Origin of the sequence: Methylobacter sp. sgz302048 (assembly GCF_052162025.1) — a bacterium.
Classification (GTDB): domain Bacteria; phylum Pseudomonadota; class Gammaproteobacteria; order Methylococcales; family Methylomonadaceae; genus Methylobacter.
Genome location: NZ_CP197401.1, coordinates 3,055,893 through 3,081,788, shown reverse-complemented (window position 1 = coordinate 3,081,788; position 25,896 = coordinate 3,055,893). Strand labels below are relative to the sequence as shown.

Below are 25,896 nucleotides of genomic sequence, written 5' to 3'. Positions count from 1 at the left end.
TTTATCCTCCCGCTGGAATAGCTGGATCATTCCCCCAAGGTTTAATTTGATCAGTGCTGTGTTTCTTAAATTTAAAGTCCATTAAATTTCCTGTATTAGGGTCTCGAACATAGTGAACAACCGAATCATTACCGTTAGCTGACTTAACCTTCAACTCCATTTTTTCCATTCCTTTGAATTTTGGATCATTTAGACTTTTGATGATGACATCACCTCGATCCTCTTGAGCCGCTTTCAAGGTCATTTGATCTTGGATGCTTTTGGGAGCTCTACTCCATTTGTCTTCACTGTTTGAAACATTTGAGCAATCCTTCCCTGTCAATCCCAAAGGATCAATCCAATTAACCGGATTAACCGCGTACTGAAACAGATTCACGCCGCCGTCCAGGCCTATCGGGTCCTGGTGGATGAACCGCCCCGCCTGGGGATCATAATACCGGTGCAGATTGTAATGCAGCCCCGTCTCGGCATCAAAATACTGCCCCTGAAACCGCAACGGATTATCGATGTCGGCCACATCGGCCAGGGCCAGCGAACCATAGGCCCGGTAGCGGGCCGACCAGACGATTTCGCCGGCCGCATCGGTCAGCTCGCGCGGTGTGCCGAGGTGATCCAGATGATAGTAATAGACCTGCGATTTAGCATCACCGACCTGATCGATGCAGGCCAAGGGTCGGAAGCTCCCGGGCTCGAACAGATAGGTCCGGCACCGTTCCGCCCGGGTCTCCTGCAGCAGCCGTGCCCCGTCATAAATGAAGCGCGTTTCGCCGTCGGGCGTCTGTTTGTTGGTACGCCGGCCCAGCGGATCGTAGCGGTACTGGCTGACGCCGTGCGGCGTTTCGGCGCGGATCAGCCGATTATCGCTGTCGTAGGCGTAGCGCGTGACGAGCCGACTTGCCTTGCCGCGCCGCTCTTCGACCACATTGCCGGCCGCATCGTAACTGAAATGCCGATCGCCCAGCAGCATCAGGCGGTCGCCTTTGACCATGCCTCCGCTGTCTTGATTGACGCCGATCAGGTTGCCGGCCGGGTCGTGCACGAAGCGTTCCGGCGTCAGGCCTTCGACTTCGAGCAGCCGGTCGGCCGGATCGTACAGATAGCGGCTGGCGCCCTGGCGCAGGTCGTCGACGGCCGCGAGCTGGCCGGCGGCGTCGTAGCCGTAGCGCCGGCCGAGCACGGCAGCTTTATCGCGCCGGCTGGCCTGGTGTTGGGTCAGCCGGCCCAGCGGATCGTAGGCGTAGCGGCTGACCAGCTGGCCCTGCTGGCGGGCGGTTTCCAGGCCCTGGTCGTCGAACTGGTGCCGGCTGAGGATTTCGCCGTCCAGGCTGACCGTTGCCAGGCGGCCTTGGCCGTTGTACGCGTAATTGATACGCTGGCCCGTGGGCGTGACGGTCGCCGTGCGCCGGCCCAGGGCGTCGTATGCGTGCGTTACCGTGGCGTCGTTCTGGCTCTCGCTGACGACCTGGCCGAGCGCGTTGTACTGGAACTGCAGCTGCGCGTGGCTGTTGCGGGCGCGGCTCAGGCGGCCGAGCGGATCATAGGCGAATTCGCTGACGGCGCCGTCCCCGCCGGTCTTTTTCAGCAAGCGCCCGAGCGGGTCGCGCTGGAAGCGCGTGACCTGCCAGGCCTGCTCGCCGCGCTGGGCATACAGATCCAGTTGGCCGGCGGCATCGTAGTGGTAGCGCTGGACGCGGCCGTCGAAGCCGATCTCTTCGATCAGGTGCTCGTCCTTGTCGTAGTTGAGCTGGTAATGCTCGCCTTTGGTGTTGGTCAGGCCGATCAGGTTGCGCTCGCTGTCGTAGTGGTAGCGCAATACCTGGCCGGCCGGGTCGATGCGTTCGGTGAGCTGCGACAGACCATCATCATAGCGGTACTCGGTGCTGCGTCCGGCGGCGTCGGTGTAGCGGGTTAAAAGCCCGGCTTCATTGTATTCCAGCTTGACCACGGCGCCGTCGGGGCCTTTGACGGCGGTGACGCGGCCGGCGGCATCGTACCGGTACTGGCTGACCTGCTGGTGGTGCTGGGCGGCGATGAGGCGGTCTTCACCGTCGTAGCGGTAATGCCGGCGCATGCCGTTGAAGCCGATCTCGCCGACCAGGCGTGCCTGCCCGTCCCAGAGCAGGGTGCGGGTCTGGCCTGCGGCGTTGACGATTTGCGCCGGCAGGCCCTGGTCGGTGTAGGCGATGCGCGTGACGCCGCCTTGCGGGTCCTCGGTTCGGATCAAGCGGCCCTGGTCGTCGTAGCTGCGGCTCCAGGTCTGGCCCAGGGGATCGGTCAGGCCGGTCAGCTGGCCCGTTTCGCTGTAGGCTAGCTGCGTCGTATGGCCGAGCGGGTCGGTTACGGCGGTCAGCCGGCCTTCGTCATCGTAGGCATAAGTCGTGCTGTGGTCGGCTGCATCGGTGACGCGGCTTAAGAGGTTGTGTTCGTTGTAGGCGTAGTGTGTGCTACGGCCTTCGGGGCTGGTTTGCCAGAGCAGCAAAGCGTTGGCGTCGTGCATGTATTCGGTGACGCCGCCGCGCGAGTCGATGGCGCGGCTGAGGCCGCTGTCGCTCCATTCGAAGCGGTAGTCGTAAATACCGTGGTCGCCGTAGTTGCGCAGGCAGCGCCCGCTCGGACTGTAGGCGTCCCACTCGAAATGGAAGTTGAAGCCGCTGGCGAGCGTGCGGCGGCTGATCATATGGTTGCGGTAGGCGTAGGCCTCGCCGTGCTCTAATGGATCGAGTGCTGCGATCAGATCGCCGTGCTCATTGTACTGGTAGCGCACGAAGGGCGTGGCGGCCGGTTCCAGTCCTCGTTCGCCCAATTTGGCCGGGCCGATGGCCGCGATATGTCCACCGTCGCGCTCGATCAGCAGCGTTTTGCCCCAGCTGGCCTTCAGGGCCTGGACCTGGCCTTGAAGGTCGTAGACCAGTTCGATGAACCCGGCTCCGTTCTGCCAGCGCTGCAGGCGGCAGCGGCCGTGTTCGCCCTGGAAGAGGCGTTCCGGCTGCCCGTCGCCGACCAGCCGGAAGCGGCCGGCTTCGCGGTACAGGCGCAGCTGTTCCGGGAGATTCAGGCTATAGTCGCCGGGTTCGGGCAGGGGCAGTTCGAGGGTACGGCCTTCGCGGTCATGGAAGCTGACAGCCGTATCCGAGACCTCCAGCCATTCGTCCAGCGGCGTCAGCCAGCCGTGGCCCAGCTGCAGGTCAAGGGCGCTCTGGCCGCTGCGGTAGAAGCGCGTCCAGGGCAGGCTCAGCGGGCCGTCCCAGCTGAAGTCGGTCAGCTCCAGCAGTTCCTCGCCGGTGGCTAGGCTGATCGGGCAGCCGCTGGTGCAGGTGTCGGCGTTTTTCAAGGTGGATTTGCCGGCGGCGGATTTGCCGGTCTTGGGGGAGGTTTTTTTCGCGGCCGGGTTGTCCGGTTTGGCCAGGGGGCAGCGTATTGTGCTGCTGGGCGCCTGGTTGGGCAGGCAGGCGCCGTCTTTGATGGCTTGGGCCGCGCGCTTTTCGGCGCTGGCCAGGTCCCCGGTCTTGTCCAGCTTGGCCGTTTTGGCGAGCAGTTCGCCCGTTTTGCCTACTCTGCCGAGCTGGCCGCCCGGGGCGGCGCCGGTCAGTACGTGCGAGGCCGCTTGCGCGTCAAACTCGGCCAGGCGGCCTTCGGCGGCGGCCTGGGCTCTCTCCGCTTTAAAGGTGTCCCAGGCGGCGGATGCATCGTCCTTGATGCCGTTGAGCGTGCCGGTGGGATCGTCTATGGCGCGGCCGATGCCGTCGCTGGTCTGTTTGGCGATTTCCTTGGCGGCTTCAAAGGTTTGTTCCCGGTAGGCCGGATCAGTGGCCAGGCTGTAGCCGGCTTGGCCCAGGTCTGCGGCACCTTCGACGGCTTCCTTGCCGCGCTCCAGGAGATTTTTAGCTAGATGTTTTCTAAACTGTGTTACATACCCTAATGATTCTGTCATGTTAATATCCTATAACCCAATGCCGGCATCCAGCGCCATGCACACCAAGCACGGTGATTCGGGCTTGTGGCGCGAATGCCGGCATCAATAGTTCCTTTGCCCAAGGCCAGACGGTCCGGCCTGAAGCTGTCTTTAATGAGTAAGCGGTTGTTTTTAAATTCTAGCTCAAGCTCAGCGGTTAGGCGATTTTAGATTTTAATAAAGCAGGAACTATTCCCCGGCCAGTTCCTGTATGCGGTAAAAACCTGCGCCGTTTTCGCCAAGCACATCGGCCAGCCACGGCAGAACATGTTCCATGTCAGATTTCAATGTCCACGGCGGATTGATTACGATCATGCCGCTGGCGGTCATGCCGTGTTCATTGGTATCTGTCTGAAGGCCCAGTTCAAACAACTGGATATTTTTGATGCCGCTGTTTTGCAGGGCTTGCTCCAGTTCTTTGTTGCGCTTGCGTTCTACGACCGGATACCAGAGCGCGAAAACGCCGGTGGCAAAGCGCTTGTGCATTTTTACCAAAGTGTCCACGACGTCCTGATAATCGCTCTTCATTTCATAGGACGGATCGATCAAGACAAGGCCGCGGCGCTCGGCCGGCGGCAACAGGCCGATGCTGTTTTTCAAGCCATCTTCATGGAAGACCTTGATGCGCCTGTCCCTGTCAACAGCTTCCGCCAGTAAGGCAATTTCCGTCGAATGCAGCTCGTATAAAAACAGCCGGTCTTTGCTGCGTAATAAATGTTGCGTGATCAACGGCGAGCCAGGATAGCGCGTGAGCTTGCCCGGGCTGTTGAACTGCCTGATCAGCCCGATATAGGCGGCAACGCTGGCCGGCAGGTCATGGCGCTGCCAGAGTTTGCTGATGCCGTTGTCGAATTCCCTGTTTTTCAGCGCAAAGTCGCTGTCCAGTGCGTAAGCGCCGGGACCAGCATGGGTATCGATACAACAGAACGGCTTGTCTTTTTTTCTCAGGTGTTCGAGGATCTGGATCAGCGTCAGGTGTTTCAGGACATCGGCGAAATTGCCGGCATGGAATGAGTGGCGATAACTGAGCATAAAGAACAATAAATAAAGGAAAGCGATGGCCGGCGCCAGGATTTCAGGCCAGTTTGTCAACAATGGTCATAAAGATTTCAAACGCAATCAGCCAGATGATGATCCATTCCAGGGCCGAGGAGTGCCGGTGCTTTTGCTCGTCGGCCAGCATTTCGAACAGTTCATGGATGGTTTCGAGCTTTTTGGATAACACTTCGATGCGTTGCGTGATTTCCAGATATTTGGCGGCAACGCTGTAAAAAGGTTCATATTCAGGGTATTCCCAAAAAAAGTCGGGAATATCGAGCAGATCGTAATTCAGGATAATGTCGCTTTTGGTCAGGAACAGTTGGCCGCGGATCTTGGCTATGTCCTGGCGGTTCAATTTGATGCGGCCGTTCTGGGCCAGCGATTCGGGGATGTAATTGGTTCTGGTGATGGTCCTGAGCGCGTGGGTTTCAAAATAGGCCAGCTTGATCGATTGCGCCATGCCCTGCGACAGAGAAAACAACAGGATGGGGTCGGATGACTCGATTTCGATATGGTCTTCAATAATGCGCGTCGTCGAGCAGTTGAGCGCGTAGGTGAAATTATCTTCTTCCACGATATCAAGCGGGTTATCCGCATGTTCCAGCAATAAACGATGGAGCCGGGCCTGCTGTTCCGGATCGATGTTCCAGTGCACGACGGCTCCATACGCGAAAATAACCGACAAGGTTTCGTGATCTTCAACCAGCAATGCGCCTTTAATAATCCTGACCTGTTTCGATTCGGAAATTATTTTCGATAACGCGGCAATATCGAAACGCTGCGCCAGGCAGTAGGCCACACATTTCTTGATGGAAAGATTTTCAGTCATGCGGCATTCTCTAAAGCTCAGCCAGGGCGGGGGATATATACATCATCAGGCCTGACCGATGCTTCTCCTTGAATTAAGTTGATTTATTCGGTTATTTTAACCAGCCATCCGTTTTCAGCCTCACACCTTGGCGATTTGGCGTTGACCTTGACGTTAACTCTGGCGGTTACATTTTTCAGCTCGGCCGGCAGTTTGCCTTTTATCAGATAGAAGCTGTCTTTATCTTCGCCAGTGATTTCCACCGGGATCGTTTTTACGGTGACCTCGACTTGATCGGGGCTTTGAATGCCGGTAACCATGAACGAAAATTCCGCTTCCGGCGCAACGGCGGCCATGTGGCCGGGCTGGAATTTGCTGAGGCGGGCTTTTACGCAGCCCGCCGCGCCACCACTGCCGGTGCCCGGCGTATGGCCGGCATGGCCGCTGGCTCCGGCTATGGCGTCGGTCATGTTAAGTAAGGAAAGACTCAATAAAACGACGAGCAAGTTTGGTATTCTCATGATTTCCTCTCTAATTATTATTAATCAGCATTCAAGCGATGCTGTGTTACCGCCACAAAACCTGCGTCGGCACGGATTTCCGGCGGCGGATGCATGACGTCCAACACGTCTGCTTTTTGGGGCGAGATGGGTTCGATTATAGAACATTGGCGTAGTCCTGCTCCAGTTGCCGGAAGCTCATCGATGACATAAAGCGGCTGAAGCTCAACCAGGCCGACAGCCCCATCAGGTCCTTGAATTGCGGCGGCAGGAAGCGCGGCGCGATGACGGTTCCTTCGTCAACCAGATCAACCAGCACCCTCATATCCTCGATCATGGTCTTGCCGCAAAACAGCAGCGGGATGCGGTCGGGTTTGCCCGTGCTGACCGCCAGCCGCATGAAGTTGTAGGTCAGCACGAAACCTTTAATATAAGTCAGGTCCTTGGTGAAAGGCATGCCGTCCGGGCTGCTGCCTCTGAATACCCGGCTGCTGAGCGTGTAGCTTTCTTCCGGGTCCAGCCCCTTGTCCCTGAAAAAATGAAAGATATCCATGAAGTCGGCGCCGTCTTCGGCCAGCGTAATGGCGCGCACACGGTTGATCAGACGCATCAGTCGGTTAGGCGTGGAGCTGAAAGTCAAAATCTCCATCAATACCGCCAGGCCTTCCTGCGTGACCGCGGACGAAGGCGGACCCTTGCCGAGAAACGTACAGTAAGGCTGAGCCAGGCCGTTCAGCGTCGTGCCCAGATGCACCCAGACCTCATGCACTTCAAGTACACGCAGGTCGCGCATATTGAACAGAGCATCCGCGCGCAGCTTGACGTAATCGGTGCCGGCGGCGGCATCGGCGACGATGCCGTCACTGATCATCGCGCGCAGGCCATTGCCCGGAAACAGATTTTCAATTCTCTCGTTGAGGATGCCTACCGCTTCTTTTGCCGTGATGGTCTTGGGTTCTTCAATCAGGAAATCCAGCTTCAGCAATTGCGACAGCGTTGCTTCCATCATGCTGCCGAGATCGGCGATAGTCGGGTCGCCGACATGGAACACATCATGCGAGGACCCGTACAGTTCCTGGGAAATATCGGAGAAGATGGGTGTGCCCCGGGATTCCAGCATGCGCACGACGGACTGGTACTCGCGGCAAATCCGGCGCATGATGACGCTGAGCGGATTGAGCTGGCCCAGCTTGCGCGACAAATCCCGCTCGATCTGGTAAAACTCGCGTTTTTTCTCGGTCGGATCAAAGCCCAAAGGGCGCTGCAGATAATAATCGGGCGTTACGAGCGGCGGTTTTTTGCATTTGCCTTCAAAAAAAGCCTGCTTGATGCTGTCGTCCCATTTGGTCGCATCCAGAATGCGTATGGGCTGCTGGGCCTTGACGATACGGTCCGAAAGCATTTTGACTTCAGTCAGATAAGCCGAAGGTTTAGTGGTCTTTTTACTCATCCAATGTTTGTAAGCAGTGAAATGGCCGGAAAATTCTCAGGGCTTAGTTATACCAGTAACTGAGCCACCCCCAGTATATCAATAGATTGATAAAGCCCAATGGAATTCCGATGCGGGCAAACTCGAAAAAGCCCAGCGTTGCTTCGTGTTTCTCGGCATGCTGGATGATGATGACGTTGCTGGCGGCGCCCAGGATCAGGAAATTGCCGGCTACCGTGCTGCCGGCCGCCAGGGCCATCAGCGAGGCGGCATCCGTATGCGTCAGCATGGGCAGATACAGCGCGACCAGCGGCACATTGGAAACCAGTTGGCTGAGCGACGCGCTCAGAAGCATGATCGCCGGCACGGTCGTCAGGTCTATCGCGAGATCATCAACTTGTTGCTGCATGACGCCGGTTTGCCAGACGCTGGCCGTCAACACGAACATCGCGGCAAAAAACATCAAAGTCGCCCAGTCCAGGCTCTTCAATAAGCGCAGGCGGGCAGGGCTCAGCAATATCGGCGGCAGGGCGGCGATCAGGGCAATATGGCTCAGCTTGATCTGTATCGGGCTGTGCAGGCCGACCAGGATGATTTTGACGATGATCAGGCCGATCAATAAAAACAGCGAGATGCGGCCGAGTTTAGCTAGTTCCGTGTCCAGCAGGCCGACAGGATTATGAGTCAGCGGCAGGCCATTCCTGAACTCGTCCCGGTAAACCCATCGCAATAGTAAATAGGTGACAATCAAATTGATCAGCGTAGGCACGGCCAGGGCCTTAAAAAATGTCTGAAAAGGCGCCGGCAAATCGGCGTGTGTGGCAATGAGTAGATTCTGCGGATTGCCGATAGGACTCATCACGCTGCCGAGTGTGATGGCGTAGGCCAGCGTCAGCAAGAACAGTTTGCCGCTGAGTTTATGTTCTAGTGCTAATCGCAATACGAGCGGAGTCCCCACTATGGCAAGCGTGTCGTTCATCAGCAGCGCCGAGCTGAAGGCGGCGCCGAACAGGATGCCCAGGAGCAATTGCTGCGCTGATCTGATCCGGTTGAATAGACGATAGGCCAGATAATACAGATAGCCGCTGGTGACCAGCGTCTGGCCCACGATGAACATGCCCAGTAAAAACAGCATGACGTCGAGGTCTATCGCCGTTAGGGCATCGCGCAGGCCGATTTCGCCGGCCGCCAGGACAATTAGGGCACCGGCGGCCATCGACTGCCAGATTTTAATCGTAAATCGCCCGATTTTGCGCACGGCGATTAATAAAAAGACTATGAATAGTACAGCTAAAGATAAGTTCATTAATTTTTATGGTCTAAGCGTGATTATCAACTCAGGAGGCATTTTACAGCTTAAGAACGGGCAATCGAATAACAACCTTTCCAATTTAAGTACGAACACTTATTTAAGGTTAGTTTAAGACTTGCAAAGAAAAATGACACTTACAGCGGTACAAAAGACAAAACATGAACAGACAGATAGAAAGCCTAGATATTGATGAGGGCGGTTTTGCAACATCAAGGCGAAGGTTTCTGAAGACTATGGCATGTGGTTCTTTGCTGACATTGAGTGGTACCGGAATCGCAAGCGCGGCAGCCAGGCGCCTTCCTTCACATAAATCGCTTTCCTTACTACACGTCTATACCGGCGACAAGCTGAAGCTGACCTATTTTGAACAGGGCGGATATCTGAAAGACGCCTTGCTGGAAATCAATTATCTGCTTCGCGATTATCATACCGACGACGTTCACCCCATTGATCCGGCATTGCTCGATCAGTTATATGATCTGAAACTTGCGCTCGGAATCAGTCAGCCTTTCCAAATCTTCTCGGGCTATCGTTCCCCTCGTACCAATGCCAGATTGCGCAGACAAATCCGTGGCGTCGCAAAACACAGTCTGCATATGCAAGGGCGGGCTGTTGATATTCATGTGGCCGGAGTGGATATGCGAAGAGTCAGAAACGCAGCGCTTGCCATGCGCCGCGGCGGGGTCGGGTATTATGCGCGCGCCGATTTTGTGCATCTGGATACGGGCGATTTCAGGTCGTGGTATAAATAGGTATCGGCCTGTTTTCGGGTCTGCCTTAATGATTCAATAACTCATGTTACGCAGTTGGTTGAAGTTAGATCGATTTAATAAAGTGTTGCTAGAGCGACGGTTTTATTTAATCGAGTTTGTTGCACCCGAAGGCGAGTTCCTTGCCTTTAACAGCCTGTGTAGGCTGGGTTGGAGCTTTAGCGGAAACCCTGCATGGGCGGCCGAAATGCTGGGTTTAGCAACCCAGCCTACCGCAGCTTTTAGCGGCGGTGCTGGGCGCGACAAACGGGATGAAACCACCCATGCGTAACATCAGTTATTATGTTGGATCAAATCCAGACTTTCAGGCATGAGTCGATTGGGTTGCGCTTATCTCACCAACTGGACTGGCTCCGGACCGTTGCTGATGAAAAGCAGCTGATCGGACAGGTCGGCCGGTTTTTCAAGCGCGCTCTGTAAAACAGGGTCCTGATCATAAATATCCTGATAGAACATCAGATTGTCATGTTGATCGAAGAAAGACGTCGTATAAAAGAACAGCACAGGTACCGGCTTCTTCAGGACAACGTGTTGCGTTTTAGGCGTCTGCATGGCCGCCTGTATGGTTTCCTTGCTCCACCCTTCCTGGCCTTTCAGAACGAACTCGGCCAGCTGTTGAGGATTTTCGACCCGTACGCAGCCGTGGCTGAAATCCCGGCGCGATTTGCTGAATAAGGCATTGGCCGGCGTGTCATGCAAATAGACATCGCTCTGATTGGGAAAAATGAATTTTACTTTGCCCAGGGCGTTCTTGTTGCCGGGGCGCTGCCTGGCTTTTAATGTTCCCTGTTTCAGTTGCGCGATGGAATTGTCGGCAAACGGGACGGGCTTGACTTCATTGCCGAAGTTGGGGACCAGCTCTATATGTTCTTTGGCCAGATAATTCGGATTTTTTATTAATTTGGGCAATACTTCGGTCTTCAGGATGCTATAGGGAATGTTCCAGTAAGGCATAAAATCGATAAAACGCAATTCCGCCATTAATACCGGCGTCTGGTTCTTCAGGGCCTTGCCGACGACCACTTTCATGTTCAGCATATCGGCATCCACTCCGCCAAGCGCATTGAATGCCCATAACTGAAAAGCCGGAATATTGACGATGATAGAGGGCCCGGCCGAGAGTTCAGGCAGCCAGCGTAATCTTTCCATCGCCAATTCAATTTGCGCTGCACGTTGCGTTAACGGCACGTTGAGCGCGGCGGCTGTTTCCTTGCCGATAACGCCATAGGCGCCAAGGCCATGCCGGTACTGGAATTTTTTAACGCCTTCAACGATTTCCCCTGTATAAGACGGTGATTTTGGGGCTTTGCCGTCATCTTCGGCTTTATCTTCAGTCAGGTCGCCGATTGCGACCAAAAATTGGCGCAGCTCTTCGATTTGCGGCAGTTTATCGCCGGGGTGAATGGTTTTGGTGAGAGTCAGCTTATAGGGCCGGGATTCGGCAGTCAGTCGACGGTAAGCCGCTAAAGCCTGCTTCAGTTTTTGATACTGTTTTAATTTCGGCTCGACCAGCACAGGCAGTTGGGATACGGTATCCTGCGCCAGGCTGTCCTTGATCAGCGTCGGCAGATCAGCCAGCTTTTTTTCCCTCAGTTTTAGGTTGAAATTGATGCCTTGGGGATTAACGCGGCCGTAATGCACATCGTGCAGAAAACGCAGCAGGGACAGGCTCAGCGCGGTATCGTACAGAGCGATTGAATTATACGCTTCCGGAGCCAACTTTAAGGCCTCGGGCAATTTTTGCTGCAGCATTTCAGCGTCATAATTCGCCGCGCTCAAGCCGTGCTCCGAAGCTTTTTCCAATAATGCCAGGGCGTCGGCAATCTGTTTTTCCGAGCGTTCATGCCCTAGCCATAAAGGCTGATAGCGGGCGATCTTATAGAGATTCTCAAGATCCTCCGCACGATTGAGAAAGCCGGAGCGTTTCAGATACGGATGTTGTTGGGCCGCTATAATGGCCTTGATTTCTTTTTCCATGCCCGGCGGCTGGTCGGCAACGGCTTCGGCATGCAGCCACGGAGCAGGCAAGGCCAGAGACAACAGCATCAGCAGCCGGCTTACATAGCGCAGGCTCCACAGTTTTAAATCGTTTTTTAGCGGGAATTTTGGAAGGTGGAAAGCAGAACTAATCCTATGATTATGACCGCTTGCTGATATTACCGGATGCATGCAATGTAACGCCTAATTTTTTAACTTAACTCTTAATGCCTCACTGAAGCATTAATACTGCCGACAAGCTCAGCATTTTATCACAGAGATGGCGCGCGGCGGTCATTAATCAGGCAATCAGAATTTAAGAAAACTTTGCTAACCTACTGTGCTAATGTTTTGCAAACTATCGCTCTATTTTAAATAGTGACTCGAAGTCGGGCTGATAATGACGAGCTTTCTGGTAAAATGGTTAAAGAACGCGCTACAAAATGAAACATGTCGCTCGCTCTAAGATGTTATGACCTCCTATTCATTCTCTCCTAGCTGTAATAATTCTTCATGAAAAGTATGGATTCTCGCGCCGTTGCCAGCTCAATGGCTCATAATTTACTGTATTTATTGCTGATTCTCTGCCTTGGATCGTCTACCGCCTGGGCTGAAAAAAAGGCATCTCCGCCAAATACGGGACAAAAAAACAGCAATTCCAGCATTACCTCGGATGCGCTGCAGGCCAAGATTGATTCATTGAATGCGCGGCAAGACCTGGATGCAGCCTTGAAAACGAATGTGCTCAAGCTCTATCAGTCTGCGCAGGATAATCTGGCCAATACCGAAGGATTCAATAACCAGACGGCCGGGTTCAAGGAGGCTGTCAGCAAAGCCCCCGATAAAACGAAAAAACTGCAAAAAGATATTGATCAGTTTCAGCAAAGGCTGTCCAAACAGAAAATCGAGGATTTCGGCAACATACCCATCGAAGAGCTGGAACAGCGGCTTATTCTTGAAAAAGGGAAAATCAGCAGTCTGGATGAGCAAATAAAAAACCTGGAAAACGAGCTTGTTTTGCAAAACAGCCGCCCGCAGATCATAAGGGAAGAAATCGTAGCGGCAAAACAGGATCTTGAATCGACGCAGAAGAAGCTGGAAGTACCCGCCGGCAATTCTGTTTCAAAGCTCGAGGCAGAAGCCTGGCAGATGCAGTTGAAGACGCTGATCGAGTCGCGCACGGCTGAGCTGAAAATGCTGGATATCGAGGCGATCAGCAATCCGGCCAGAGTGGAACAGCTCAAAGCCGAATTACAGCTGCTGAATATGCAGAAGGCTGCGCTGGTGCCGGTTGTGGCTGCCATAGAAGATCTGGTCAACGAGAGACGGCAGCAGGAAGCGCGCGAGGTGCAAGAAGCGCTCAGTCAGGCTGAAAAGGCGGTCGCCGGCAAGCATCCTGCAATTCAAGCCTTCACGCGCGAAAACATCCAATATAGCCGGGATTTGCAACTCATTACCAGCAAGATTGACAGATACGGCGAACAAAAAAACAGAGTGGATGAACAAGCCGCCGACATCGGCAATGACTTTAAAAGCGCCGAAAAAAAAATCAGCCTGGCCGGCTTGAGTCCCGCGCTGGGCAAAATATTACGCGAGCAGCGGCGCAATCTGCCGACCGATGGCCAGTTTGCGCTGCAATCGCAGACAATCCAGGACGAGACGGCTTTAGTCAGTCTTGAGCAATTCAAGATTGAAGACCGGCTGAAAAAGCTCGCCGATATTGATGACGAACTGCAGGCGATCATGGCGCAGCAGGTCGATGCGGCGCTGCCGGCCGACCAACGCATGATGATTCAGGCCGAATTGCGCATGCTGCTGGACAGACAGAAAGAATTGCTGAATAAATTATCGGTGGCCTATACGACCTATCTGCGCACGCTGGGCGATCTGGATTTCGCCAGGCGACAGATGATCAAGCAGGCCGATGACTTTGCGGTCTATCTGGACGAACGGCTGCTGTGGGTACCCAGTTCCCCACCGATCAATCAGGATTTTATCGTCGGCCTGTATCATTCGGTACAGTGGCTGCTGTCACCGTTCAATTGGCTGGCTGCGCTCAAGGATACCGCCCACATCGCCTTGGAAAATCTGTTTCTGGCTGTCATTGCCGTATTCGGTCTGGCCGTTTCCATATTGGCCAGGAACTGGGCAAAGCAGCAGCTGGCAGCCGTTTCCGAAAAAGTCGAAAAAATTTACACGGACAATTTCAGTTATACGGTGCGGGCGCTGGGCTACACGCTGATTCTGGTGTTGCCGTTGCCGCTGTTTCTGTATTACCTGGGCTGGTTTCTGAACAGCCATGCCCATCTTGCCGATTTCAGCAAATCGATCGGGGCGGGGTTGCTGGGCGTTTCAGTTCCCTTGTTCTTTCTGGAGTTTTTTTATCGCCTGTTCGCCTCGAAAGGCATCGCGAGCAAGCATTTCCAGTGGCAGAAAAGCACAGTCAGCTTGCTGCGCAACCAGATTGTCTGGATGCGCTTTGTGCTCCTGCCGGCTGTGTTCATTATCTATGCGACCGAGGCGTCACAATCTTCAAGCCACAGCGATAGCCTCGGCCGTCTGGCCCTCATTGCTGTCATGACGGTTCTGGGCATGTTTATGAGCAAGACACTTCATCCGTCAAAAGGATTAATAAAGGATTACATTGAAGCCTGGCCTGGCAGATGGCTGCCCCGGCTGCGCTATGTCTGGTATCCGGCCATCATCCTGGTGCCTGTCATCGTGATCGGCTTTGCCGTCGCCGGCTATTATCAGAGCGCAGTAGAGCTGCAGCAGAAATTGATCGTGACGCTGCGGCTGCTTTTTGTGTCCGTTATCGTGCACCAGATGGTTTTGCGCTGGCTGACGCTGGTCAATCGGCAGTTGGCCTTGAAGAACGTCCGGCAAAAACGCAAGATTGCGGCCAGCGGCGCGAAGCATGCGGTAGCGGGTGCGGAAGACCCAGTGCTGCCCACCGATGAAGAGCTGATCGATATCCCTAAAATAAACGCCCAGACTACGAAACTTCTGAACGTTTTCATCGGTTTCGCCATCGTGATCGGCTTCTGGATGATCTGGCGCAACATCCTGCCGGCGTTCTCGTTCCTGGATAACATCGTGCTTTGGCAGCACAAAGTTATCGTCGAAGGGCAGGAAAGCTATCAACCGATAACGATGACCAATGTGCTGCTGGCCGGACTGTATGCGTTTATCGTCATCGTTTCGGTGCGCAACTTTTCCGGTGTGGTTGAGTTATTGATCTTCAGGCGTTTATCGGTAGCCGCGGGCAGCCGCTACGCGATCAATCAGCTGGCCAAGTATGTGCTGATCTCCATCGGTTTTCTCGGCGTTGCCAATGAGCTGGGCGGCAGCTGGTCTCAGGTGCAGTGGCTGGTGGCGGCACTCGGTGTCGGTTTGGGTTTCGGTCTGCAGGAAATCTTCGCCAACCTGGTATCCGGCATTATTCTGCTGTTCGAGCGTCCCGTGCGCGTCGGCGATACCGTGACCATTGGCAATGTCAGCGGTAAAGTCAGCCGCATCCAGATGCGCGCGACCACGATCATAGATGGAGACCAGAAAGAGCTGATCGTGCCCAACAAGACCTTTATCACCAGTCAGCTGGTGAATTGGACTTTAAGTGATGCGATCACCCGGGTGGTGATTCCGGTAGGCATCGCCTATGGCTCCGACGTCAAACTGGCGCATAAAATCATGCTGGACACGGTGCGTTCCACGCCGCTGGTCCTTGCGGACCCCGAGCCGAGCGTATTGTTCGTCGGTTTCGGGGAGAGCGCGATGGATTTCTCCATTCGCATCTTTGTTGCCGAACTGGCAGACCGGCTGCCTGTCACGCACGATCTGCATGTCCGGCTTGAGCAGGCCTTACGCGAACACAACATAGAGATTCCTTTTCCACAAAGGGATATCCGTGTGCATTCAGTTGAACAGGAAAAGAAAGTTGTTAAAGCTCAAAAAGCTGTGACTGCTGAATAAAAGAGATTGAGGCGGGATGGCTATCCGCCGCGAAAGCGGATGTGTTTCACGGCGGATAGCTTGATGGATTGGCGGACGGGGTTGTCAACCCGGCCTATGAAAGCAGCTTACGCAAGCTGCCGGTAATTGCCGCAATAATACAGCAGCGGATTGCCCGGACGGCAAATCGTATCCTGTACTTCGCCGATAATGATCCAGTGCGTGCCGGCGCGGACTTTTTCAACAACCCTGCAATCCAATGACACGATGCTGTCAGTCAGGATGGGTGAACCTGTTATGCCAGGCTCCCAAGCTGTATTTTCAAAACGCTCTTTCTGACTGCTGCCGCCTGCGAATTGATTGGAAACGCCCTGTTGTTCCGAATTCAGCACATTGACGGCAAAGCACCGGCTTTCTTCGATACCGGTGCCGGTATCGGCCGAATCATTGATGCACACCAGTATTTGAGGCGGATTGACCGAAACGCTTGAGAATGCGGTGACAGTCATGCCTTGCACGCCGAATTTTTCAGATTGAGTGGTAACGACAGTGACGCCGCTGGCCCATTGTTGTAGCGCTTTCTTAAAATCATCAGCATTGACAGGCATTTATTTCTCCGATTACTCGAGCTTGAGACGAGGCTCAGCATTTAAAGACAGTTTAATCATTATGGTACAACATTTGGTCATTATTGTTAAATAATCGGGCATGCGTTCTATTGATTGCATCTTTTTGGGAAACAACTGAGGCCGGTGCCGTCAGCTCTGCGTAAATCTGCCGGTCAGCTCTTCAGGGCTGAAGTCATCCACGCTGATGGCGGCTATTCTGGCCTGTTCGGCGGCAGCGATCAAGTCCGCTTCCTGCGGCGTGATGATGCTCTTCGTCAGCGCTTCAGCAATCACTTTGGACTGATCGCCTTTGGACAATTGCTTGTGTAGTTGAGCGACGCGGATTTTGGTTTCCACAGGCGCGGCCGCCAGTACGGCTTTAAAGGCGACCTCGATGCGGCCGGTTGCATCGTCGGGGTTGTCGTTGATGTAAATGCCGTCGGTCAAGCGGTCGCGCATCGCTGTATCGGCAAGCAGCAGCGAGGCCGTTTTATGCGCCAGTTTGTCATTGGGCGGCCCATAATGCTTGCCGATCGGGAAGGTAATCAAGCGCAACAGTATGGCCACTGGACGCATCGGCAGCTTCCACAGCACGGCCAGCAGGGATTGCTGAGCCCGGTGCAGGGTATGCTGGCAGGCCCAATTCAGCAGGGGCGCGTCGTCAGCGGGACAACCTTGGTCGTGGTAATGCTTGAGCACGCAGGAGCACAAATACAGATTGCTCAGGACATCGGCAAATCGGCCCGAGATTCTCTCCCGGCGCTTCAGTGAGCCGCCCAGGGTAAACAAAGCGAAGTCGGCAACCAGCGCGAAATTGGCGCTGAGGCGGGCGATCCGCCGGTAGTAGCGTCGAGTCATACGATCGCCGGGCACACGCAGAAAACAGGCATTGGTAAGCCCCAGCCAGAAGCTGGCAGCCATGTTATGCATGAAAAAGCCGATATGCCGGAGCAGAACCTCGTCGAATTGTTGCAAAGCCTGTCCGGACGGCGCCTGCTGCAAGGCGGCCATTTCTTTCTGGATAAACGGATGGCAGCGGATGGCGCCCTGGCCGAAGATCATCATCGTGCGGGTCAGGATATTGGCGCCCTCGACGGTAATGCTGATCGGAATGACCTCATAAAACCGGGCCAGATAATTGCGCGGCCCCATGCAGATGCCCGAGCCGCCCTGGATGTCCATGCCGTCGTTGACGATGCGGCGCATGCGTTCGGTCAGTTCGTATTTGACGATGGCCGAGATCACGGACGGTTTTCTGCCGTAGTCCAGAGCGGCTGTCGTGACCTGGCGCGCGGCATCGAGAATATAGGTCTCGCCGGCCATGCGCGTGAGCGGTTCTTGTATGCCCTCGAATTCGCCCAGCGGCAGATTGAACTGTTTGCGGATGCGGGCGTAAGCGCCGGTATTGCGGCAGACGGATTTCGCCGTGCCTACGCTCAGTGCCGGCAGGGAAATGGCACGGCCCGTGGACAAGCACTGCATGAGCATTTTCCAGCCGTTGCCGACCTGTTCGACGCCGCCGATGACCCAGTCCATGGGAATAAACACGTCCTTGCCCCAATTAGGGCCGTTCTGGAACGCCGAATCGAGCGGGAAGTGGCGCCTGCCGATCGAGACGCCGGGCGTGTTGGTCGGGATCAAGGCCACGGTGATGCCCCGGCTTTCCTGATCACCGATCAACTTATCCGGGTCATAAAGCTTGAATGCCATGCCCAGCACAGTGGCGACCGGGCCCAGCGTGATATAGCGTTTTTCCCAGTTGAGACGGATGCCCAGCATTCTCTTGCCTTCGAATTGGTCGTAGCAAACGATGCCGGTATCGGGCATGGCGCCGGCATCGCTGCCGGCATGCGGGCCGGTCAGCGCGAAAGCGGGGATTTCCTCGCCTGAGGCCAGACGCGGCAGATAATGGTGCTTTTGCTGTTCGGTGCCGTACTCCAGCAGCAATTTGGCCGGACCTAGCGAATTGGGCACCATGACCGTGACGGCCGCCGTGGTGCTGCGGCTGGCAAGCTTCATGACGCAGGCCGAATGCGCCGTGTTGGAAAAATCCAGGCCGCCGTATTGCTTCGGAATGATCATGCCGCAGAATTTGTGCTTTTTGATGTAGTCCCAGACCTCTTGGGGCAGATCCTGGCGGTTGTGCGTGATGTCCCAGTCATCGAGCATGGCGCAAAGCGTTTCCACAGGGCCGTCCAGAAAGGCCTGCTCTTCCTCGCTCAGTCGCGCGGGCGGCAGGTTCTGCAACACTTTCCAGTCCGGATCGCCCGAGAACAATTCCGCATCCCACCAGGTATTGCCTGCTTCCAGCGCTTCGCGTTCGGTCTGCGACATGGTCGGCAACGCATCCTTCATCCGCTTGAAAATCCTGGCGGTGATGATCTGCCGTCTCAGCGGCGAGTAATTGATCGGCACGGCCAGAAACAAAAAGCCTATCCATAACACGGCATTCAGTAAGGGCAAATTGCTTAACAAGGTATAAATGCTCAGCAGCAGGGCGATGGCGATCGTCGACTTCAGCAGCGACATTTTGTAATAGGCAAGCACCCCCAGCAGGATGAGCAGGGTGAGTAACCAGAGCATTGTTGTTCTCCTCGGTATGGTATAGATGCGCATCGCCGCAAACTTAGCAGGCAATGCGCAATTTATTATCGTCTAATTCCTTAACGGTTTGCCGGTCTTCAACATATGATCCAGTCTTGCCAGGGTGCCGGGCTGCCGCACCAGTTGCAAGAATGCTTCCCGTTCCAGCGCCAGTATGTCGCCTTCCGTCAGCGGTGATGTGATATCGGCGTCGCCGCCGCTCAAGACATAGGCCAGCTTGTCGCCGACTTCGACGTCGTAATCGGTGGCTTTGCCCAGCAAATGCAAGGCTTTGACGCCCATGCTGAGCATTATTCCGGTGGTCTTTCCCGGCATCGCATAGACGCAGGGCTCGGGCGGGTGATAATCCTGTTTGAGTCCCAGCGCTTTAGCCTTGGCATCCGCCAACAGGCGGCTTTTATTCATGGTGATGCCGTCGGTGTGCGCCAGGAACATCAACTCCTTCGCGTCCATGGCCGATTTCGATACCTTGGCCATGCCGATGGTTTCGAAAGCCTTGACAATCGGCGGAATGGGGCCGCCGGGCCGCTTGGGAAACTTCAGCCAGCGGCGCAGGTATTCCTTGCAGCCGCCCCAGGCTGGAATCAGGCCGACGCCGACTTCCACAAGACCCATATACAATTCGGCATGCGCCTGTATGGCGTCGCAATGCAGCAATATTTCGCAGCCGCCGCCCAAAGCCAGCCCCGACGGCGCGCCGACCACCGGAAAAGGCGCAAATTTCAGGGCCTTAAAGGTTTGCTGGCCCTGCAGCAGCAATTGCTCGACGGCCGACCAGTCGCTGTCGTGAATGGCCTGCATCAGCAAGGTCAGATTGGCGCCGGCGGAAAAATTCTCGCCGTCGTTGTGGATGACCAGGGCTGAAAATTCGTTGCCGACTTTTTCGATGCTCTGCCGGATCAGCGTCATGGTATCCATGTCCAGCGTGTTCATCTTGCTGTGAAATTCCAGGCAGGCGACGCCGTCGCCGATATCCCAGAGGCTGGCCGACGGATTGACCAGCACGGGCGGTTGCCGCAATTTTACGTCGGACAGAAGCAATACGCCTTCCGCTCTGCGGACCGGCCGGTAATTGCCCGACGGATCGGCAAACGTCAGCTGGCCTGAGCTGACTTGATACATGGGCCGCCCGGCAGCCAATAGCGGCGGCACCTCACGGTTTTCCGCGCGCAGCTTGTCGATGAACCAGTCGACGCCGATCTGGTCCAGTAGTTCAAATGGTCCGTATTGCCAGTTGAAGCCTTCGCGCATGGCCGTATCGACGGCGACGATGTCATCGGCAATCTCCGGCACCAGCCCCGCGGCGTAGCTCAGCGTCCTGGACCAGACCTGCCAGGCATAGAGCGAGGCCGGGCCCGAACCTGACAGTAGGGCACGCAAGGGCGATTTCTCGATCGCGCCCACGGGCTCATGCAGATCGTCGGTCTTGGGCTTTTCGGCCGGATGATAGGTTCCGGTTTCGAGATCGAGCGCTTCCTTGACGCGCTTGCCGTTGGTTTCGTTGAGCCGGTAAAAGCCGCCTTTGCCTTTTCGGCCGGTATAGCCGTCCTTGATCATGCCGGCGATCCGATCCGGCAACCGGTTGACCCGATGAAAGGCATCGGTCTTCGGCAGTGCCAGTTCCATGCCTTTCAGGATATGCGGAATCAGATCCAGGCCGACCAAATCCAGCAGGCCGAAAATGCCGGTTTTGGGTATGCCGAAAGGGGCCATGACGGCATCGGCCTGCTCGACGCTGAGATGCCGGTCCATTGCTTCCAGCAGGCCGCATTGCAGCCAATAGATGCCGATGCGGTTGCCGATAAAGCCGGGCGTGTCCTTGCAGAACACGCAATCCTTGCCCAGCTTGATATCGGCGAAGCGGCTGACCCTTTCAACCAGTTCGGGCCGGGCATGAGGGCCTGCCACCAGCTCCAGAAGCCGCATATAGCGGGGCGGGTTGAAGAAATGCGTGATCATGAAGCGCTGCGTGAAGCTTTCCGGCAGGCCTTGCGTCAACAGCGCCAAAGGCAGCGTCGAGGTGTTCGACGAGATCAGACAGTCGTCGCGGCAGACGGCCATCAGTTTCTGATAAAGCGATTGTTTGATTTGCAGGTCTTCGATGACGGCTTCGATCACCCAGTCCACATCGGCCAGCCAGTTGAGGTGATCCTCGACATTGCCCGGCGTGATCAGGCGCGCATTGTTTTTGTGCATCAGCGGCGCGGGGTCGGCTTCAAGCAGTTTTTTGACGGCCGCTTCAGCGATGGCATTGCGGTTTCTGGCGTCTTTGGGAACGATGTCGAGCAGATAAACGGGTACGCCGGTGTTAGTGATGTGAGCGGCGATACTGGCTCCCATGACGCCGGCACCGATGACGGCGACTCTTTTGATATCCATCAGATTGCCTCCAGAATGGTCGCGATGCCTTGTCCGCCGCCTATGCATTGCGTGGCCAATGCGTAACGTTTGTGTTCGCGCTTCAGCAGGCTGGCCGCCTTGCCGGTAATGCGGGCGCCCGATGCGCCCAGCGGATGGCCCAGCGCGATGGCGCCTCCGTCCAGGTTGAGCTTGTGCAATGGAACCGGCAGCGCTTTCAGAACGGCCAGAGATTGTGCGGCAAACGCCTCGTTCAATTCGACGATATCGATATCGTCCAGCTCGAGCCCGGCACGTTGCAGGGCTTTGGTGGAGGCGCCGACCGGGCCGATGCCCATGATTTCCGGCGCGCAGCCTGAAACGGCGATCGACTTGATCCGGGCCAGTTTGCCGAGGCCATGCGCATCGGCGTATTCCTCGCTGCAGACCAGCACTGCGGCGGCGCCGTCTGTGATCGGTGAAGAAGTGCCGGCCGTGACGCTGCCGTTGGTCTGAAAGGCGGGAGGCAGTTGCGCCATGGCTTCCATGCTGGTGCTGGTGCGGATGCAGCCGTCCTGGTCCACGATGCCTGAGTCCGGCGTGCTGATCGGGATGATTTCATCGGCAAACCGGCCCTGCTGCTGAGCTTCAGCAGCTTTCTGGTGGCTTAGCAGGGCGAAAGTCTCCTGATCGGTACGCGATATATCATATTGCCGGGCCAGGTTTTCGGCCGTATCGCCCATGCTGATATAGGCCTCGGGCAGTTTCTCGAAAAGGACCGGATTGGGCATGTAGTTGTAGCCGCCCATCGGAATCCGCGTCATCGATTCAACGCCGGCGCAGATGAACGCGGAGCCGGCATTCAGTTGAATGGCGCCGGCGGCGATATGGATGGCTTGCATGGATGAGCCGCAGAAGCGGTTGACTGTCATGCCGGCGACGGAAATCGGCAAGTCGGCCAGATTGACGATCAGGCGAGCGACATTGAGCCCTTGTTCGCCTTCGGGAAACGCGCAGCCCAGGATCAGGTCTTCGAGGTCATGCGGGTTGACGCCGGTTTTCTCGATGAGCCCTCTGACAACCTGGGCTGCAAGATCGTCCGGTCTGACTTTAATGAGGCGGCCTTTATGGGCGGGCGTAAACGGCGACCGGCAATACCCAGCAATAACGACGTTTTTCATAATCCTTTCTCCAGTGGATAGGCTTAAGTTCTAGCGGCTCGATTCCGGCAAGGGATACAGGTTAAATTTATTAATTCTTCTTTGACCTGACTCATCTTTATTGGTTTCATCAATGCAGCCGGCCATGAAGTCATCGATCATTTCCCAAGTATTGCCCAGGTTGTGCAACAGGATGCCGTGGCGGTCGGCATTGATGATCTTGAGCTGTTTGCGGGGCGCCCCGAGTTTTTCGAAGAGTTCTTGCGCGCTTTTAACGGATACGATAGGGTCCTGATCGGCATAAATAACCAGCACGGGGGTATTGATAAGGGGCAGAACCTCATCCATGTCCTCAATCAGCAGGCGCAGTTCGTACAGACTTCTGATCGGCGTATGCCGGTAGTTGATGGTCGGGTTTTCCGGTACGTTTTCGATAAACCGTTTGACGCCCTCATAGGCCGAAACCCAGCCGACCAGTTTATTGGTGCCGTGCAATAAGGGCACGAGCATGAAGGTCGAATTGATGAATTTCAGCGGTACGGCGATCGCTGTGATGCCGATAATTTCCGTGTGGTTTTCCGATGCCAGCTTAAGCGCCATCGCGGCGCCGGTGGAGAAACCGGTGACGAAAATCCGCTTGCAGTGTGCTTTCAGTATGTTGAAGCCGCGCTGCACGGACGAGTACCAATCCCGCCAGCTCTGGTCGCGTAGTGCATATGGCGAGGAGCCGTGGCCTTTCAGCCTGACGCCCATGACCGTATAGCCTTGTTTGGCCAGATACTCGCCATAGCTTCGGGTTTCGGCCGGACTTGCCAGCAGGCCGTGTATCAACAGCACGCCGATGCCGTTACCGTGTTCGGGCCGCAGGAAAAACGGCATAGGATCGGTCGTGGCCGTTTCCTGCTCATTGATGTCGTCGAAATGGGCTTTGCTGTACAGATGCCGCTCCCAGCTCAAATCGCGGCGTTCGTCATCGAAATGCCAGGCGGCCAGTTTCTGCGGGTCGACATGATCATACTCGGCCATTGCCTTGACCATGGTCTTGCGGACAGCGGTTATCGGTTCGGCTTCGTTATCATAAACAGCGATCAGGTTTTCCAGCCGGATGTTGTCAAAGTCATGCTCTTCCTGCAGTTTGGGCAAAAACTGGTAGTAATCCTCGTATTCGAGGATGAGCCCGTTTTTGATCGCCACAGAAATGAATTGCTCGAAGCGCTTGCTGGTGCCGGCGATCAGATCGCTGTAATCGATCGGGTTTAAAAGGCTCCTGTGCAGGTTGATTTTGGTGTTGTTCTGTAAATGCTTGACGGCGATATACAGTATCGTGAAAAAGCGCTGGCGCTCAATTTGCTGCTGGCCGGTCTCGATGCAATGCATGATCAGCGTCGAGGCCAAGTGGCTTAAATTGATCGTGACATTGGCGTAGATTTCCTCCATGTACTGGTTGCGCGTGGCGGCGGCGCTTTTTTTGAAATACGAGCCCAGCATTTTCTGCTTCCAGTTCCTGGGCCTGGCATGCAGTGCAAACACTTCGTCGAGCGTCCTGAATTCGGAAGCCACCATACCCAGCAGATAGCGGTTCCACCAGTGCCAGACTTTATAGGGATCGACCGGCGCGCCCATGCGGACATCCATGTCGGTATTCTTGAGCATGATGTTGCCTTCGATCAGCAGTTCCTCGGTCTGGCGCAGATTCAATCCGTCTGCGAACAGTTCGACGCTCGTCAACAGCAGATTTTCATCGGAGCGGATCGGATAAAATGTGATATTGGACGGTATGATCAGGGTTGGCTTGAGCGCGGCGGTCAGCAGTTGATCAAGGCTGTCGAGGTGCAGGTCTTCCTTCCAGCGTAATAATTGATCATAGTTTTTGTCGGTGTAGGCATTGCGGATTGTGGCTTTGAAGGCCTCCAGCCCTTGCGCCAGCACGGCGGGGCCAGTGTGATGCTTGCGCCTTTCGCCGGTCAGCCGCGAATAAACGCTGTAATGGCCTTTATGATCCATGACCCGGCGGTCCTTGACCATGCCGCCTTCGGGAAAGACGATGACCTTGCGGCCGCGGAGTATCTGTTCGGCAAGCAGAGGGAACAGGCGCGGATGATCATGGGGGAAAACGCCGACGTTCCTCAGGTAGCGGGCCAGCACCGTGTCGCCTTGAAAGAATTCACCGGAGGCGATGGCGCAACTGTAGGCGCCGGTTTTCTCGTAGATCAGATATTGCGGGATAAACGTTTCAAAGCGTGAGAAATGGTTGAATAAAAAGATATCGCCTTGTTGAACCTGGGTGTCGGCATGGAGCTTAAGCTTGACGCTCAGCATTTTTTTGACAGAGCTGAATACCTTGACCGATCTTTTATAGAGTGCGGTATCGATATCACTCCAGTTGTCGGGATAAGGTGCTCTGGGCATGGCCTTATTCCTCCGGAGCCGACAAATCGAGGAAGTGCTTGGTCACCGGCACCGCCTTGGGCGACCGGCCTTGCTTAGGATCCTCCAGTTTCAGCGTATGGGTGACAACAGGGGCTCTATCGGTAATCGGCGTTATCTGGACGGCATTGTCAGGAGCCGCTTTGACTGCGCTCACTTCGGCCGCATTCGCCCCGGCCGTTGCCGGCGCCGCGCTATCGGCATCCTCCAGGGCGGAGACTTCTTTATCTATATCAAAGCCGTCCGCTTCCTGTATCGGGACATTGCCGTCATTGACCAGAAATTCACGGTGCTGCTGATAGGAGTTTTTGATGAATTCATAGCGGTCCACAGCCGCTTCGTCGATCATTTTCTCGGTCGACATCAAGCCGGCCCGCGTGTCGGCAACATCGACCGCGCTGGAAGCCATCGATACGACATTGACCATGCCACCGGAGAGCAGAAAGGCATAGGTCAAAGGGCTCAGGAGGGCATCACCAAGCAGGCCGACCGCATCGCGCGGCGAACTAGCGCCGGCGAACGGCAGCACCAGATAAGGGCCGGACGGAACGCCCCAATAGCCCAAAGTCTGGCCGAAATCCTCATCGTGTTTGGGCAAATCGATATGCTTGGCCACATCGAAGACTCCGACTACGCCGGCCGTCGTATTGACCAGGAAACGGCTGGCATCCATGCCGGCCTGCAGCATTTTAAACTGCAGCAAATCGTTGACGGTGACGCCGATGTCGTTCAGGTTGCTGAAAAAGTTGGACACGCCTTCATCGACGGCATCCGAGGTTATCCACAGATAACCTTTTGCCATCGGTTTTAAAATAACATCATCGACATCGTCGTTAAATGACTGCGCGCCCCGGTTCCAGCTTTCCAATGGATCGTTCGGGCTGGTTTCACCGTTCTTGGCCGTGGTCGCGCAACCGCCTAGCGCACTCGATATAATCAAGCCGGCGGCTAACAGGCGGGTATTAAGAATGGGTTTTTGCATGTTGGTTTCAACCTGTTTTTTAAAATGGTTTTCTGGTA

The 25,896-nt window shown here is 55.4% G+C and carries 16 protein-coding genes; 3 read left to right on the top strand and 13 right to left on the bottom strand.

Annotated elements, in window-relative coordinates; genetic code table 11:
* Nucleotide 1: 1 nt before the first annotated feature.
* From ACTNE6_RS13795 to ACTNE6_RS13770, 6 genes are all read right to left on the bottom strand, one after another.
* Nucleotides 2–3,931 (bottom strand): RHS repeat-associated core domain-containing protein, encoded by a 3,930-nt coding sequence (locus ACTNE6_RS13795; RefSeq protein WP_442497150.1) that lies wholly within the window; start codon nt 3,929–3,931, stop codon nt 2–4.
* Nucleotides 3,932–4,141: 210 nt separating this feature from the next.
* Nucleotides 4,142–5,044, bottom strand: coding sequence for a 23S rRNA (adenine(2030)-N(6))-methyltransferase RlmJ (locus ACTNE6_RS13790; protein ID WP_442497149.1), 903 nt, complete (start codon nt 5,042–5,044; stop codon nt 4,142–4,144).
* Entirely contained in the window at nt 5,028–5,822 is a 795-nt protein-coding gene (locus ACTNE6_RS13785; RefSeq protein WP_442497148.1) for an RMD1 family protein, read from the bottom strand. Before ACTNE6_RS13785 ends, ACTNE6_RS13790 begins: the two co-directional genes overlap by 17 nt.
* Before the next feature lie 83 nt (nt 5,823–5,905).
* A complete protein-coding gene (locus ACTNE6_RS13780) occupies nt 5,906–6,322 on the bottom strand; it encodes a hypothetical protein (RefSeq protein WP_442497147.1) in 417 nt (138 codons plus the stop codon).
* 136 nt (nt 6,323–6,458) lie between these two features.
* Nucleotides 6,459–7,751 (bottom strand): flavohemoglobin expression-modulating QEGLA motif protein, encoded by a 1,293-nt coding sequence (locus tag ACTNE6_RS13775; protein ID WP_442497146.1) that lies wholly within the window; start codon nt 7,749–7,751, stop codon nt 6,459–6,461.
* 43 nt (nt 7,752–7,794) lie between these two features.
* Nucleotides 7,795–9,036 carry an SLC13 family permease gene (locus tag ACTNE6_RS13770; RefSeq protein ID WP_442497145.1) on the bottom strand — a complete coding sequence of 414 codons (1,242 nt, stop codon included), beginning with the start codon at nt 9,034–9,036 and terminating at the stop codon, nt 7,795–7,797.
* 164 nt (nt 9,037–9,200) lie between these two features.
* Here ACTNE6_RS13770 and ACTNE6_RS13765 point away from each other — a divergent pair, with 164 nt between their 5' ends.
* Together ACTNE6_RS13765 and ACTNE6_RS13760 are read left to right on the top strand one after the other, a co-directional pair.
* Nucleotides 9,201–9,794: a YcbK family protein gene (locus tag ACTNE6_RS13765; RefSeq protein ID WP_442497144.1), complete on the top strand. Its 594-nt coding sequence runs from the start codon at nt 9,201–9,203 to the stop codon at nt 9,792–9,794.
* 43 nt (nt 9,795–9,837) lie between these two features.
* Nucleotides 9,838–10,083 carry a hypothetical protein gene (locus ACTNE6_RS13760; RefSeq protein WP_442497143.1) on the top strand — a complete coding sequence of 82 codons (246 nt, stop codon included), beginning with the start codon at nt 9,838–9,840 and terminating at the stop codon, nt 10,081–10,083.
* Between the two features lie 59 nt (nt 10,084–10,142).
* Here ACTNE6_RS13760 and ACTNE6_RS13755 read toward each other — a convergent pair whose 3' ends face one another.
* Nucleotides 10,143–11,858, bottom strand: coding sequence for a L,D-transpeptidase family protein (locus ACTNE6_RS13755; RefSeq protein ID WP_442497142.1), 1,716 nt, complete (start codon nt 11,856–11,858; stop codon nt 10,143–10,145).
* Between the two features lie 480 nt (nt 11,859–12,338).
* Between ACTNE6_RS13755 and ACTNE6_RS13750 the strand changes: the two genes are divergently transcribed.
* On the top strand, nt 12,339–15,761 hold the full coding sequence (locus tag ACTNE6_RS13750; RefSeq protein WP_442497141.1) for a mechanosensitive ion channel domain-containing protein: 3,423 nt from the start codon (nt 12,339–12,341) through the stop codon (nt 15,759–15,761).
* Nucleotides 15,762–15,868: 107 nt separating this feature from the next.
* On the opposite strand, the gene ACTNE6_RS13745 is transcribed toward ACTNE6_RS13750, so the two are convergent.
* The 6 genes from ACTNE6_RS13745 to ACTNE6_RS13720 all read right to left on the bottom strand — a co-directional run bounded on the left by ACTNE6_RS13745 (nt 15,869) and on the right by ACTNE6_RS13720 (nt 25,858).
* A complete protein-coding gene (locus tag ACTNE6_RS13745; RefSeq protein ID WP_442497140.1) occupies nt 15,869–16,348 on the bottom strand; it encodes a flavin reductase family protein in 480 nt (159 codons plus the stop codon).
* Between the two features lie 150 nt (nt 16,349–16,498).
* The gene (locus ACTNE6_RS13740; RefSeq protein WP_442497139.1) at nt 16,499–18,931 is read right to left on the bottom strand and encodes an acyl-CoA dehydrogenase; all 2,433 of its coding nucleotides are present in this window, start codon (nt 18,929–18,931) and stop codon (nt 16,499–16,501) included.
* A 72-nt stretch (nt 18,932–19,003) separates the two neighbouring features.
* Nucleotides 19,004–21,331, bottom strand: a complete 2,328-nt coding sequence (locus tag ACTNE6_RS13735; RefSeq protein ID WP_442497138.1) for a 3-hydroxyacyl-CoA dehydrogenase NAD-binding domain-containing protein — start codon at nt 21,329–21,331, stop codon at nt 19,004–19,006.
* Nucleotides 21,331–22,470, bottom strand: coding sequence for a thiolase family protein (locus ACTNE6_RS13730; protein WP_442497137.1), 1,140 nt, complete (start codon nt 22,468–22,470; stop codon nt 21,331–21,333). Before ACTNE6_RS13730 ends, ACTNE6_RS13735 begins: the two co-directional genes overlap by 1 nt.
* Nucleotides 22,471–22,500: 30 nt before the next feature.
* The gene (locus ACTNE6_RS13725; protein ID WP_442497136.1) at nt 22,501–24,858 is read right to left on the bottom strand and encodes an alpha/beta fold hydrolase; all 2,358 of its coding nucleotides are present in this window, start codon (nt 24,856–24,858) and stop codon (nt 22,501–22,503) included.
* A 4-nt stretch (nt 24,859–24,862) separates the two neighbouring features.
* Nucleotides 24,863–25,858 (bottom strand): MlaA family lipoprotein, encoded by a 996-nt coding sequence (locus ACTNE6_RS13720; RefSeq protein ID WP_442497135.1) that lies wholly within the window; start codon nt 25,856–25,858, stop codon nt 24,863–24,865.
* Nucleotides 25,859–25,896 lie beyond the last annotated feature (38 nt).